The following is a 14,066-nucleotide window of genomic DNA, read 5'->3' as shown; positions in this document are numbered from 1 at the left end:
AGTTGATCCGGTCAAAACTAAGCTTGGCTTTTGTTCTGTCCGTTAATTTACTAAATCTTTGTTCTGAATTATTCTCTTGGAATTTTTCAGGGTTGCATTACTGTTTATTTGTCAAGGTACTTGTTGTTCTTGCAGCCTAGCGCCGCAACTCATTTAGAATACCACAGCAGCTTGTCACTGTCAAGAACTTTTTTAAATCTTTTTTGGAAACCCGCGCTGTTCTGCGGTTTCCGGCCCCTCTCTCGAGCGGGCAAAAGTTATTATAGCAAAGGGACTATCCGAATGCAACACCTTTTTTCAGAATTTTTGAAAAATTATTTTGGCCACTATATATAGTGTAAAAGCCCGTATTCAACTACAATTTCAGCCATTGTTGTAAGGGCAGAGATTGCCGGATGCGTAGAAACGCATAATATAATAGGAAAATTAGGGGAATTTTCTAAAACAAAAAACTCCCAAGGTTTAATAACCTTGGGAGTTTATAAAACGGAGAAAGCGGGATTTGAACCCGCGCACCGCGTGAACGGTCTACACCCTTAGCAGGGGCGCCTCTTCAGCCACTTGAGTATTTCTCCATGCCTGAATCCCTCTACCAAATATGGTTTGAATTCTCTTGGCCAAACAGCCAAGACGCAAATGTAATTATACAAAGCCGCTCAGGCTTTGTCAATTCTTTTATTGTTTTTCTTTGTTATACAATTTATCGGCTGTCTCATACAGATTGTTTCCCTGAGAATCAATCACAACAATTGCAGGGAATCGCTCTACCTTAAGTTTTCTTATCGCTTCGGTTCCGAGATCGTCGTAGGCAACAACTTCAGACTCCGTTATTGCTTTGGATAAAAGCGCACCCGCGCCACCGATTGATGCGAAATAAACAGCACCGTTGCGGACCATGGCGTCTATTACTTCTTTGGATCTCTTACCCTTTCCTATCATTCCGCCAAGTCCAAGATCCAAGAGCTTCGGAGCATACTTGTCCATTCGGCTGGCTGTTGTAGGTCCTGCCGATCCTATCGGCCTACCCTCTCTGGCAGGAGACGGTCCCATATAATATATGAGGTTTCCCTTCATATCTATAGGAAGCTCTTTTCCTTCGGATAAAGCCTCATCCATTCTCTTATGTGCGGCATCTCTAGCCGTGTATATAGTTCCGGTAATATATACCATATCGCCCGCGCGAAGCTCTTTTGCTACAGAAGCATCAATAGGCGCTTGTATCTCTTTGTTCATTGTCAGTCCTTCTTACATAATCATACTTAATATAGGTATAGCTCGTTCCGATAGCTCGCAAAGCTCATCACACGGTAACGGTGACATGTCTGTTCACATGGCAACAGATGTTGACTGCCACAGGGAGTCCTGCGATATGCGTCGCATAGCTGTTGATGTTAACGGCAAGAGCCGTCATTCTTCCGCCCAGACCGGCGGGGCCTATTCCCGTCTGATTGATCCTATCAAGGATTTCCTCTTCCATCGCCTTTATATGCTCTTTATCGGAATGCTCACCCACAGGACGTGTAAGCGCTTCTTTTGCCATCTCGGCGCACTTCTCGAATGTTCCTCCGACTCCGACTCCGACAACCATGGGCGGACACGCGTTGGGTCCTGCGTCTTTTACAGCCTGTACAACAGCGTTCTTGACGCCCTCTTCTCCGTCCGCGGGCTTAAGCATGTATACTTTACTCATATTCTCGCTTCCAAAGCCCTTGGGCGCGCAGGTAATAACCACCTTGTCTCCCGGAACTATCTCATAATGAACAACAGCAGGTGTGTTGTCTCCCGTATTCTTTCTTATAAGAGGGTCTCCCACTACAGATTTTCTAAGATACCCTTCTGTATAGCCCTGGCTTACGCCCTCGTTTATGGCGTCCGAAAGGTCACCGCCCACGAAGTGAACGTCCTGTCCTATCTTGAAAAAGAAAACTGCCATTCCCGTATCCTGGCAGATCGGAATATCATCGTTTTCAGCTATTTCCAGATTCTCCATCAGCTGGGCAAAAATCTGTTTTCCAAGCTCCGATTCCTCCTTGTCTTTGGCAGAAAGCAGAGCCTTTTTCATATCATCTGAAAGAGTGTAATTGGCACTGATGCACATACCCTTAACAGCTTTGGTTATTTCAGAAACATCTATCTCGCGCATTACAAACTCCCATTATGCATTGGTAATAATATTCTTTATCTCAACAAGCTCTTCCGGAGAAGGACTTGTGGGCTTCCACAAAATGTGCTGTCCGTCGTCTTTGTATCTGGGAATGATATGAAGGTGGAAATGCATAACGGTCTGACCTGCGGTTTCTCCATTGTTCTGAACAAGGTTAAGTCCGTCGCATCCAAGCTTCTCTTTCATGATTCCGGCAACCTTCTTGGCAACCTTGGCAGCTCCCGCCACAGTCTCTTCGGGAATCTCAAAAAGATCCGCGTAGTGCTTCTTGGGAAGCACAAGCGCATGTCCCTTGGTCGCAGGACCCAGATCAAGGATCACTCTGAAATCATCATCCTCATATATTGTGTTACTCGGAATCTCTCCGTTTGCGATCTTACAAAAAATACAGTCACTCATTATGCCAATCCCTCCATGTCTTTATTATTGTTCATGATAACTACATTGATATATCCAAGGATAAATCCCGTTATAAATCCGCCAAGATGCGCCGTTGTATTGACTTCTTTTCGCAGAAAACAAGCATCAATTACGTACGCTGCCAGTAATGCCATTCTAAAAAGAAGGTTTCTGTTCTTGGTAATATCCTTCTTGTTGGCAAACAGCCAAAAGGCCAGATATCCGATAATTCCCATTGTTCCGCCGCTGGCGCCGAGCATGTATCTGTTTTGACTTGCGAACACATCATACATAAGGCTGAGAATATTGCCAACTACCGCGGATGCCATAAACATAACACCAAAATACAAATGTCCTGCATGCCTTTCAACAATTGCTCCGGCAAAAACAAGCATTAACATATTGGCCAAAATGTGCTCAAGATCCGCATGTAAGAATACTGAAGTTATGATCCTGTACCACTCCTTGAAATAAAGAACCCCGTCTACCGAAAGCACTCCTTTTGTATATATTGATTCAAACAAAGGACAAGCCAAAAACACCAAAACGTTGATAGCAAGAAGTGCTATGCAGACATATGCCGTTTTGTATATCTGTACCTGTTTATTCCAAAAGTCATCCGCGTTATTATAATCTCTGTTCTGTGTATCTTCCATATTATTACTTCTGTCTTTATCTGTATCCTGTATAAAATATCCTTATCATTCCGACTTAAGCGCAAAGAGCTGATCCATGCTTCTAAGAAGCTTGAAGTCGCCTTTCATCTTGACGCTTCCGTCCATGAATGCTCTCTGGAAGGTTATTCTTCCGTCCAAGATCTCCTCGAAAACCTTCTGATCCGATGTTATGACAACATCGCAATCTCCTTCGTCGCCTGTCCTGCAATCGCATTTACTGTTATCAACATCGATGATAACCGGCTTAAGCTTGGGATTGTCAAGGAAAGCCACCTTGAATTTAGCCTTTATTCCCGCAACGGGAGTAAATTTCTTTTGAAGAAGCTTTACATACTCATCGGAACTTCCAGATGAAGAATCGTCTCCCATCTTGTCTCTGAATATGCTCGCAAGCTCCTGAAGGTCTTCCTTTTGCTTGCGTACAAACTTATCATCGGAAGCATATTCGGACAGCTGCTCGGATTCCTGCGGTGTGAGATCCATACTCTTAGCTATCGATACTTTATTGATGACAGCCTGATTGCTTGCGGGAAGAACAGGAATCTTCTGATTTATCATCCTGTAAAAGTTCTCTGTCTTCTTCTCGATCACCTTGGTGTACTCTGAGCTGTTCTCGAGTCTTGTCGTATCGGCAATATAACCGCAGACTCCGTCGCAAACAAGGCCGCCAAGCATCTCCCACGCTGACGAAAGACTCATCATACCCTCGCGCTCTCCGTGAGTTGTCGACATGACAACAGGTGCCATGTATATGCTCTTTATCTTATCCTTGTCGCCGTAGAGCCAGCATGCATCAAGAAACTGCATCATGTATCCGCCGACGCCGTACCACTCCACAGTAGATGCAAGAATGATTCCGTCCGCATCCTTAAGCGTATTGGGAAGCGCGGTAATACCGTTTCTCTGCTCATATAGATTGTACTGCTGGACTTTGACATTAAGCTCATTTAAAACTGTAGTGATCTGTGAGATTACGCACAAAGTGGGATCGTCAATTATCCCTCTTCCGCCGTAATAGATATTAATCTTCATGAGAACCCCTCCAACCGGTTAAGGGTATTATATCATATTTATACAGCGATGATAGAACCTATCTGCAATCAAAACACACTCTTCCGATTTTTATCTCATCTCCTTCTTCTATATAATTCTTTTCCTTCGGAGAAAGTCTGACGCCATTTTTGAAGGTACCGTTGGTGGATCCGAGATCCATAACAGCAACTCTATTTCCTTCGTTTATGAACTTACAATGTATCCTGGAAACACTCATATCGCTTATTATCTTATCCACGCAGCCTTCCATCTTTCCTATGACAACCGGCAACTTATCAAGGCTTATTCTTACGGTTTTATCAAGATTTCTGCTGTAAAGAGTCATATTCTCGTCTTCATCGCACTCAAGAACCATAGTTTCATCACCACTTGAGCTCATGGGTTCATCTTTTTTGTGTGCCGTATTCTCGGTCTTAAATGATGACGTGATCTTTATAGGACTCTTATAAACATCATCATAGTCGTACTCATCGCTATACTCATCATACATTTCTTCCGAGCAATCTTCTTCCTTCCTGCTTCTATTGCCAAGTCTGTACCCATCTCTTGCCTTTCTGATTCCCCTCGTTCCGGAGATCAGCGCCACTACGCCCGTAATACCGGACACAAGTATGATTCCGATCGACAAAAGATTTTCCTCCTCGGAAAGAATATAATTCATCCTAATATACGTAACCGCGCCTATCACACACGCAAAAAGGATGGCAAATAGAATCTGTGTTTTTCCGCCAAAGGTCTCCTTACTCATCTTCATTCTGCTGCCGGATTCAGGCTCTTTTATCTCATCATCCTCTTCATATAAATACTCATCATCTTCATATGTAAAAGGCTCTTCTTTTACCTCAGTTACTTCGTTGCGTCCATCTTCCTCCTCGTCTGCGCTGATAACGCTGCCTATCACATCAAGGACCATAGCTCCGTCTTCTTTGGCCTTTTCGCACAGATTGTAAATAATGGCAGAAGCTCTGTCGTCCTCGTAATCAACATAATCCAAGAGCTCCTCGCAGAAATCCGAAAAGCTTGGATTGTTGTCTGAATAAGGAAAGAACATAAACCCGAATTCATCCGATGACAATCCCGTAAAAACGCTTCGGGCCTCAAATACTATTCCTTCTTCACCGAGCAAAAACTCCGACATGCTCTCAAACATATTTTTCATGTCCGTCAAAAGAGCTTTCACCTGCGAATAATTCATTTTTTTAACTGCAAATCTGTCTTCCATACTCATCATGGAAGTAACGTCATAATACAAAAAGCTGTCATCATTTATCTGTCTTAAGCTGCAGGGAAGGAGCTTTTTTACACGCTTTCCTTCCAGTACCTTGAGCTGATATCTAAAGCTTTGGTCTCCTTCTTCTTTTACATCCACGATCACATAACTATGCTTTAAATCTCTATAAAATCTGTGTTCCATTATGGTTCTTCCTTCCTGTTTAGTAGGTTCTCTCCAATATCTTTTACTCTCTTTACCATCCTGATATGGTCTATCTGCTTAAGCTTTCTTGCTTTACCAGCCGTTTCGTAATTCCAATCGCTCCTTGGCTTAAGAAAATAACTTCCCATCGCTCTGCTTCTTACATAGCTTTTTCCTGATACTCTAATGTCTTTTCCGCTTGTGCTGACACTGATGACCGGCTTACCTGATCCAAAATATTTCCTTCCGAGCACTCCGTCCTCTTTTTCAGAAACAACGCTCCCCGCATCTTCCGAAGAGATCGATGCCCTGAATGCCAGAATATAAGTATCCTGCGACAAAACACATCTTCCGTACAGGTAATATGAAAAATAGATCAAAAGCGCAAACACGCAGATTATCATCGGCACCACGAGCGATGCCTCAAGCGTCATATATCCCTTATATTTTCGCAAAACACGCCACCGCCATTCCAAAAGTGATAAAAGGCACAAAAGGTATTCTGCTCTTTCTCTTTGCTTTCTTTATTGAAAGCAGTATCAATGAAAAAACTCCGCTTCCAAAAAATGCTATAAGCATACCTATTGCCAGCATTTCTATTCCGAGCGCGGGCCCCAGAATCAGCGCCACCAGCCCGTCTCCGTATCCTATCTGCTGCCTTGTCACAAATGAAAGCACGAGCAAACCTATTCCGGGTAAAAGAGACAGCGCAACATCAGGAATACTCATCTTATTTCCCAGTACTCCCATAACAGCTCCAAGACATGAGATAATCGCCCCGGTTATCAGTAGCTTTCCGGAAATCTCTTTATTTTTTATATCCTGAACAGAAAGTGCCAGCATAACAATAAGCATCAAAATATAAACAATCATTTTCTACCTCCCACAGCTGCTGCACGGACGCCTTGCGCCCACTTCGGATATCGGTATCGTATATATCTTCCTCTTAAGTCCGGGGCAAGATATGCTGCTGTGATACCTGTCTCCGTAATCTGTAATAAATACGCTTCCCGCCGAAATTCTCTTCGCGCAGTATTCACAGGCATAGTATTTGGCTCTGTCTGCGTTTCTTGCATTTTTGACGGACTCATAATTTATCGTATGGACACTTAGCTTGAGATGCTTGCAATTTACGTCCCGGTGATACACTTCTCCGTGCTCCGTGACGTAAACCATCTCTTCTTCCGGACGCTCGGCTCCTCCCTCGCCCGTGATATCATAGCCTGTCCAGGCATGTCCGTAATATCTCCCCTCAACAGGAAATTCCTTAAATCCGATAAGCTTGATAAGCGGATGAACCCTGTAATCCACAACTATATCCACAATGTCATTGCCCATCATTATCCTTGAGTTTCTAAAAGACATTCCGGAAAAACCATCCGTGACACAGCTTTTATCAACTCCCGTGCCAAGATACTCATGCACAAGCTCTTTTGCATAAAAAACCGAAGCTACTCCCGCAGCGATATCTACTTTGTCCGAATCTCCGAGAAAAGTATCCGCTGCCTCCCTCTCATCATAAGTAAGAAGGCATATCCTGTTTCCGGCCTGATGCAGCGCCGCCTCCAGATCCGACTGCACTTTGATGATATTGATCATCACCAGTATGTTTACAAAAAAGAAGATAAAAAGCGGCAGTGCAATCGATGATTCCACAGTCATGGAAGCAGCTAGAGACACTTCTTTCCTTCCTGTCGCCCGGAAAAACGATTTTTTTATTTTTATATAGTTGTAATAGGTCTTTTCACCAAAAGAAGTGCCTTTATCCGCTCCCGGACTATTCCTCATATCCGTATACCCTTTCTATCTTGGTTTCATATCCATAGCTTGTTGAGACGGTTATCTCTCCGCAAAATGTATCTAAGCAGTGATCGATCATAAAAGAACTGTTTCCGGGCGTAAGCCTCATATCCATTTCGATTATGTCCATAAGTCTTTTGGTCTTATCCTCATGACTTGTCATAAGAAGTCTCATTCTAAGATAGTCTTTGTAATACAGCCCCGATCCACAGTCTCTTTTGCCAAGATTATTTCTAAAACCAAGCATCTCGAAAAAGCCAAGCTGCCAGGTTTCATCACTTTTAAAAAGCGGAACGCGTCCGCCTCCCAAAAGAATCGATATGTCGGAAACACTCTCTGCAAATGTCCATGCAAAAAGAATGGAATACTTTACAAGCTCTTCAAGCTCAGGAACCATAAGAACAACCGTAAGAGCCGTCGCTGCGGCTTCCGCGGCGCTCGTCTTGCTTGAACTTGTCAGAATATAAGCAAGGTTTGATGCCTCTCTCCAAAAAAGAAGCGTCTCAGTCATCTTCTCCAAGTTTTTCCAGTCGGAGTTTTCTCCATAGCAAAGGTACTCAAGCTGATATTTCAAAAGAGATTTTCCTATCTCTCCACCATATCTTCCGCACTTTTCAAAATAGTACTGTTCAAGTAGAAGCTTATCCGTAAGCGATAGCTCACATCTGTCATTAAGCCCGGTTCCTTTATTCTTGTTTCTGTGTGAACTGTATTCATTTAAATTTGCATAAGCTTCCGATATCTCATATCTTCCACTCGCAACAAGATTCAATACTCCGATGCCCTTTTGCGAATTGACTTGATCAGCCGGATTTGCAAGGCTCATTTCCTCTTCTTCTCCGTCCTCGTTAATGTACGTGGGAAGCTCTACAGAATCGATTTCTTCCTGATTGGCTCTTGCCATCTCCTCAACATCCGTTGTATCAAAACCCGCCTCTTGTAGTCTTCTTGTATTATCCTCTGCTTCAAACAGAGCATGTTCTATGGGCTCAGCTTTCATGTATTCCAGAATCTGCCTGTTAAGAACTGCACCTCCGTTATCGCTTGCATATGATGTTCCCGTTATCCTTGCATCCTTGCAATATATGCTCGTCATGGTCTGTGCATTTCTCACTTTAGCCTCAAGCGATCTCGAAAAATTCTTTTGCACATAATTTCTTAAATGCTCCTCGGTATTGGTGATCGAATGATTTCCGCTACCGTAGGATGTTTCAACCATGAGAATCGAAAATCTGTCGAATAATTCCCTGTTATACTCTGCCAGAATCGAGTTCATGGAAATATCCGCCACGCATTCCGTTTTCATCTTCACTGCCCCTATCCTCGCGCCCTGATAGAGCGCAAGGATCAAAGACAATATGATCGTTATCGACAAGGATAAGAATACTGTAGAGTATCCCTTAACCCGTGATGATATGGGTGTCTTCTTTGATAGACTTAAATACATCTTCTACAATTCCGGCAATCTGCTGCTTAAATACGATAACAAGTCCGATGAGAACAACGATGATAAGAATTACCTCAACGGTTCCCATTCCGGATTCATCATTCCAAAAGCCTTTAACGGCATTTACGATTCCTCTTCCGATATTTTTTGTTTTTTCTTTTAATGTGTTCATTATTTTTCCTTCTTTCTTTTCTTAATTTCTTTTATAAATAAATGTTCTAAAAACTATCTTTTAAAAAGACATATACGCAGGAATCATGATTATCACCATGACGATCACTAGCATCATGATCATCGGCAAAAGAAGTCTTGTTCCGGCCTCTTCTCCGAGCTTACGAACCCTGTCCATTCTCTCCTCAAAAGCTTTCTTTGATTCCTCCTGAAGAATCTTTAGCATCTCGCTGTTTCCCTTCCTAAGATTCTGTGAAAGAAGCGCGCTTAACCTTGTGTATTCCCTGTTCTGACAGCGAAGTCCGAAATTCTCATATGCCACGGCTTCGGGAACACCTGCTGCCATCTCTCTTACAGTCCTAAGCATTTCTTCATACACATACCTCTGCGGTGCACCTTGCGCACGCTTATTTGCATAAACGGACGCAAGCCTCTCAAAAATATTTCTCATTGTCATTCCCGCTCCAAGGTACAGCGCAAGCCTCGAGACAAGTTGTGGATAATCGCTGAGCATCTGCGACGCGCGGTTTTCGATCCCTCTTTTTAGCTCTTTGTCTCTAAGCACATACGACGCAGCGCCTCCTATCAGCGTTATCACAAGTATCATCAGGCTGTTGTCTTCAACATGCTCGCTCCAGTTCACAGTCTCTCCGCCTGCATTTTCCGGGAGTTCAAAGCTCTCATCATTTACGGATTCCTCATCCTTTTGTTTTATCAACAGACGTATGTTTTCATAAATCTGTTCGCTTGGAGATAATTCCCTCGGCACGAGATTTGCGCATAAAACTTGCGAGTATCCGTAATCGTCATACTTGTACTTCGCCGTGAGTGTAACTACCGCTCCTTCTTTTGGGATCAGATCCTTTTCAAGCCTTCCGTCGTAGTGTATAAGCTCATAGTTATCCATACTCCATGAAATGATGAAGGGATACCCTTCAAGCTTTTCGGGAAGATTAAGATCGGATTCCACTCTCTCAAGAGATTCGTTCTCCAACAGGATCTCTCTTTCCAGCTCTTTTGAAGCACTTTCAAACAACGCGTCCGTTTCTTCTTTTGTATAAACCCTCTCTTTTACGGAAACGTCATATCTTCCGATTTCCTTTCCGGATTCGTCGTTTGCGATAAGATGCGCGGTATAATCCCCGTCTCCTCCTTCGTTTCTTTGGAGCTCTTTCCCCTCGATAAGCTTTATCGATGAGCCCTGACTCACATACATGAGAATGGATAAAAAGCTTCCCGCAAGTGCCATAAGAATCACTATGCTTATTTTTCTTATGTAATACTCGGTTTCTACTCTCTCTATATCTCTCTTGTCGTTAAGCGTCTTAAGATATCCGCGCACTTTTTCTCCGGCAAAAGACATCTTGTTTTTAAACAGCTTGTTGAATATAAAAAGAGACACCTTCAATATTTCCCGCGTAATGCCCGTCTCTTCCATACCCTCCGGAAGCTCATACTCTTTTGATATAAACCAAATGATCAACACGCTTACCGGAATGGCCAAATATAGAAATATCATTTTCAAATAATCCTTTGATCAAATTGTGATGTTTACGATTTTTTCAGATAAAAGATATGCCGCAAAATAAACGAACATACAGATTGTCATAAGAATAACTCCGGGAATGTTGTGATAGAGCGGTGCGAAAAATCCGGGGCTCGTTATGCTTATGTAAAAGATAATAAAGAACGGAACAAAGTTCATGATCCTCGCTTCCAGTCTTTTGGCGCTTATCAAAACCTCTATTTCCTTCTCAACATCCATCTTTCTTGAAATAACGGATATCGTTCGGTCTATGGTCTCTGTCATGTTTCCGCCGCTTCGTTTTGCGATCGCAAAAACTCCCGCAAACTCTTCAATATCGGCATTTCCGCTCTTCTTTCCAAAATCCAAAAGAAGCTTTTCAAGCGGAACATTGTTCCTCAGACCCTTATACACCTTGTCCATGTAGCGGCTTATATGACTCTTTTTTCCATACAAAAGATCTATATCCCTGCCCGCCTCTCTGAACGCGTTTTCCACGGAATATCCGGCTTTAAGACTGGTAAGAACCGAACTGATGGCATCTCTGAACTGAATGCCGACGACTCTGCTAATGCGTATCTTTTCAGTCTTCTTTCTATAGATAAACCAGGGAATAACAAGCGGCAAAAGAATCACAACAGCAATGACGGAATTATAAAAAAGCTTTCCGAAAAGAGCCGCAATTCCGATTCCCTGTATCAGAACCGGTACATCGCTAAGGCAAGGGCGGTAATTTATAACCTGATGACAGTAGCTTTTCAGTATTTTTAATTTCACCGACTTTCCTCCATTCTCCTTTTATTATTCCCTTATCACTCTCATGAGTTTCCTCAAATCTAAAAAGCGGATTTGTAAGTATCTTCCCTGAAACAGAGTCGAGTTCTTTCTTTATCTCGCATATCTCAAGAAGTTTTCTGGATCTGTCTCGCAGCCTGCCCAGATGTACTATGATGTCTATTCCCGATGCAATCTGGCCTCGTATGGCCGGGAGCGGAATATCCATTCCCATGAGAACCATGGTCTCGATCCTGGCGAGCATATCCTCGGCGCTGTTTGAATGTCCTGTAGACATTGCTATATGGCCGGTGTTCATTGCCTGTAGCATATCAACGCACTCGCTTCCTCTAACCTCTCCGACAATGATCCTGTCGGGCCTCATTCGAAGAGATGACTTGATAAGATCTCTTATAGTTATCTCCTTACAACCTTCAACATTGGCATTTCTCGCTTCCAGTCGTACGAGGTTCGGCACCTCCCTTATCTGAAGTTCTGCGTTGTCCTCAATAGTAAGAACGCGGCTGTCCTTGGGGATATAATTTGAAAGCGCATTTAAGAATGTTGTCTTACCCGAGCCTGTTCCTCCTGAGATAAAAATGTTGTATCCCGCTTTTACAAGAACCGCCAGATAATCTCTAAGATAATCCGTAAGCGCACCGAACCTGATCAGCCTATCCATTGTCATTGGGTTTTCCGGAAATCTTCTTATTGTTATCACGGGACCGTTAAGCGCTATCGGTGGAAGAACTATGTTTACACGAGATCCGTTCTCCAGCCTTGCATCAACTATCGGTGACGCTTCATTGACAACTCTGTTGCAAGACGCGACTATCTGCTGAACTACATCTTCAAGTTTTTCTTTTGATTCAAAAATGGTCTCGTGCTTAGTCAGCTTACCGTCTCTTTCGATAAAAATGCTGTCAGCTCCGTTGATCATTATTTCCGTAACGGACGGATCATCTACGAGCTGCTGCAAAATATCAAGCTTTCTTATCGAATGAAAAATGCCGGTTCTAAGGCGCTTTCTCTCTTCAACGGAAACCGCAAGATTTCTGAGTTCTCTCGCCATAAGCTCATCGATAATCGCAAGCATCTCCTCATCGGAAATATCCTTGGAAAAATCCATCTGGCTTATGATCTTTTCTTTTATCTTGCTCCTTAGATCTTCAAATCTTCTCTCCACCTGTGATTCCCTCCGTGTAAAGAAGATCCCTCGCACATGCCGCAAGCTCCCTATCGCCCGCTCCTTCCGGAATTGTAATCTTAACTCCCGCTGCGCAGACATCTTCATAGCCGTTCTGGCTTAAGACCTCTTCGTATTTTCTTAGCTTATATCCGTCTGCCTTGGTCTTTCCCATTATGGTGATTACCTTATTGCAGTACCTTAGAATATCGTATAAGCCGCCCGGAAGATCGCTTAGATCAAGAACCATATATTCATATCCGCATTCCTTAAAGATAAGCTCTATGAGGTTTTTTAACCTTTCATAATCTATCTCTTTTATCTGCATGGCTGTCGCTGCCGGCGGAATATAATCGAATCCTCCGATACTCTGCTTGATCTTTTCAAGATAAATACAGAATCTGCTTTTCTCGCACTCGGAATAATACAAAAGATCTGTAATATCGCCTTCGGTTTCAGTTCCGAATATCATCGGAAGAGGCGAAAAATTATCAAAGTTTAAAAGCATTGTCTTTCCGTGTTTTGAGAGTTCTTCACAGAGTTTTACGGAAAGCGCCGTCTGTCCGCATCTTGCTATAGGCGAGTAAAGCCCTATGACCGTTCCTTTCCCGTCGCTTCGCCTTACTCCGACACTTTCAAAATCTTCGGGACTCTTGGCGCAAAGATCCAAAATATGATAGACAATCTCGCTTGCAGGGCTGAACTTACTTATATGTTCCGAATTAACCCCCAACGCCGCATCTTCTTCAAATGCTTCCTCATCCTCTCTTACAATCGAAAGCTCTTCATCGAGGATAAGGATATTTTTCACACCGGACTCACATGCTTTTTTCTTAAGCTCCGCCACCGCACTTTCAGCGATAACAAGAAGAGATATGAGATTTTTCCCGGCAAATTCCTCCAAACTTTTCACCTTGGTAAAAGAATGTATGTCGAAGGAAAGATTTAGGTTTTTTCTTAAATATTCATCCAACCTTCCGCAATACCTGCTTTCTGTATCACAGATGGCCAGTACCGGTCTGTTCATAGCGTACCTCCTACCGTAAAGAGGACGCCCACAAGTGCAGGTATCGCGAAATGGATTCTTGCTTCTTTGTTTCTTTTAGTGATGAGAACCGCAAGCGAGATAACGCCTGCAACGACAAATGCTGTAATTATACTTGAAACCGTGTCCGAGACGGACAGAAAAGATGCCGCTGACATGAATAATTTCACATCTCCCGCAGCAATACCTTTAAAGAAGTAAACAGGAATCAGTAATAAGAATGCTGTGCCGACCGCAGTCAGCGATGCTATTAACGAGCCTTTGCCGCAGATCGCGGAACCGATAATGCCCGTAAGAAGTCCGGGGACAACCCAGAAATTGTAGATCTTATCCTTGTACAGATCGGTAAAAGCTGCGCCGGATAAGAGTAGTAATAATAAGACTTGTATAAGATCGACTCCTCTCTCGTAA

Annotated in this window: 16 protein-coding genes and 1 tRNA gene; all 17 read right to left on the bottom strand. The window is 43.2% G+C overall.

The genetic code is table 11. The features are described 5' to 3' along the window. Positions 1–487 precede the first annotated feature (487 nt). The 17 genes from D6853_RS12255 to D6853_RS15650 all read right to left on the bottom strand — a co-directional run bounded on the left by D6853_RS12255 (position 488) and on the right by D6853_RS15650 (position 14,044). Positions 488–575 (bottom strand) — tRNA-Ser (locus D6853_RS12255). 100 nt (positions 576–675) lie between these two features. Further along, complete coding sequence (locus tag D6853_RS12250; protein ID WP_120658294.1) at positions 676–1,233, bottom strand: Fe-S-containing hydro-lyase; 558 nt, start codon at positions 1,231–1,233, stop codon at positions 676–678. Positions 1,234–1,300: 67 nt separating this feature from the next. Beyond that, complete coding sequence (locus D6853_RS12245; RefSeq protein WP_120658293.1) at positions 1,301–2,143, bottom strand: fumarate hydratase; 843 nt, start codon at positions 2,141–2,143, stop codon at positions 1,301–1,303. Positions 2,144–2,155: 12 nt separating this feature from the next. Beyond that, the gene (locus tag D6853_RS12240) at positions 2,156–2,563 is read right to left on the bottom strand and encodes an HIT family protein (protein WP_092244922.1); all 408 of its coding nucleotides are present in this window, start codon (positions 2,561–2,563) and stop codon (positions 2,156–2,158) included. Further along, positions 2,563–3,219: a rhomboid family intramembrane serine protease gene (locus tag D6853_RS12235; RefSeq protein WP_120658292.1), complete on the bottom strand. Its 657-nt coding sequence runs from the start codon at positions 3,217–3,219 to the stop codon at positions 2,563–2,565. The genes D6853_RS12240 and D6853_RS12235 overlap by 1 nt, the downstream gene beginning before the upstream one ends. A gap of 45 nt (positions 3,220–3,264) precedes the next feature. After that, a complete protein-coding gene (locus D6853_RS12230; protein WP_120658291.1) occupies positions 3,265–4,272 on the bottom strand; it encodes an SCP2 sterol-binding domain-containing protein in 1,008 nt (335 codons plus the stop codon). Positions 4,273–4,330: 58 nt separating this feature from the next. Further along, positions 4,331–5,707 carry a DUF6382 domain-containing protein gene (locus tag D6853_RS12225; RefSeq protein WP_120658290.1) on the bottom strand — a complete coding sequence of 459 codons (1,377 nt, stop codon included), beginning with the start codon at positions 5,705–5,707 and terminating at the stop codon, positions 4,331–4,333. Beyond that, complete coding sequence (locus D6853_RS12220) at positions 5,707–6,162, bottom strand: pilus assembly protein (protein WP_120658289.1); 456 nt, start codon at positions 6,160–6,162, stop codon at positions 5,707–5,709. The genes D6853_RS12225 and D6853_RS12220 overlap by 1 nt, the downstream gene beginning before the upstream one ends. Beyond that, positions 6,149–6,580, bottom strand: coding sequence for a prepilin peptidase (locus D6853_RS12215; protein ID WP_120658288.1), 432 nt, complete (start codon positions 6,578–6,580; stop codon positions 6,149–6,151). The genes D6853_RS12220 and D6853_RS12215 overlap by 14 nt, the downstream gene beginning before the upstream one ends. A 3-nt stretch (positions 6,581–6,583) precedes the next feature. Beyond that, positions 6,584–7,495, bottom strand: coding sequence for a hypothetical protein (locus D6853_RS12210; RefSeq protein WP_120658287.1), 912 nt, complete (start codon positions 7,493–7,495; stop codon positions 6,584–6,586). Beyond that, positions 7,485–8,813 (bottom strand): DUF5702 domain-containing protein, encoded by a 1,329-nt coding sequence (locus D6853_RS12205; RefSeq protein WP_120658286.1) that lies wholly within the window; start codon positions 8,811–8,813, stop codon positions 7,485–7,487. The genes D6853_RS12210 and D6853_RS12205 overlap by 11 nt, the downstream gene beginning before the upstream one ends. Positions 8,814–8,907: 94 nt before the next feature. Continuing rightward, positions 8,908–9,126: a Flp1 family type IVb pilin gene (locus D6853_RS15560; protein WP_120658285.1), complete on the bottom strand. Its 219-nt coding sequence runs from the start codon at positions 9,124–9,126 to the stop codon at positions 8,908–8,910. 60 nt (positions 9,127–9,186) lie between these two features. After that, a complete protein-coding gene (locus tag D6853_RS12195; protein WP_120658284.1) occupies positions 9,187–10,644 on the bottom strand; it encodes a type II secretion system F family protein in 1,458 nt (485 codons plus the stop codon). 18 nt (positions 10,645–10,662) lie between these two features. Next, positions 10,663–11,427, bottom strand: coding sequence for a type II secretion system F family protein (locus D6853_RS12190; protein ID WP_120658283.1), 765 nt, complete (start codon positions 11,425–11,427; stop codon positions 10,663–10,665). Further along, on the bottom strand, positions 11,366–12,553 hold the full coding sequence (locus tag D6853_RS12185) for a CpaF family protein (protein WP_243108350.1): 1,188 nt from the start codon (positions 12,551–12,553) through the stop codon (positions 11,366–11,368). Before D6853_RS12185 ends, D6853_RS12190 begins: the two co-directional genes overlap by 62 nt. Positions 12,554–12,593: 40 nt before the next feature. Next, on the bottom strand, positions 12,594–13,637 hold the full coding sequence (locus D6853_RS12180; protein ID WP_120658282.1) for a hypothetical protein: 1,044 nt from the start codon (positions 13,635–13,637) through the stop codon (positions 12,594–12,596). Beyond that, the gene (locus D6853_RS15650) at positions 13,634–14,044 is read right to left on the bottom strand and encodes a prepilin peptidase (protein ID WP_120658281.1); all 411 of its coding nucleotides are present in this window, start codon (positions 14,042–14,044) and stop codon (positions 13,634–13,636) included. Before D6853_RS15650 ends, D6853_RS12180 begins: the two co-directional genes overlap by 4 nt. Between the last annotated feature and the right edge of the window lie 22 nt (positions 14,045–14,066).

Origin of the sequence: Butyrivibrio sp. X503 (assembly GCF_003625475.1) — a bacterium.
In the GTDB taxonomy this organism is placed as follows: domain Bacteria; phylum Bacillota; class Clostridia; order Lachnospirales; family Lachnospiraceae; genus Butyrivibrio.
The sequence above is the reverse complement of the archived record's forward strand: the minus strand, read 5'-3'. Positions and strand labels throughout refer to the sequence as shown.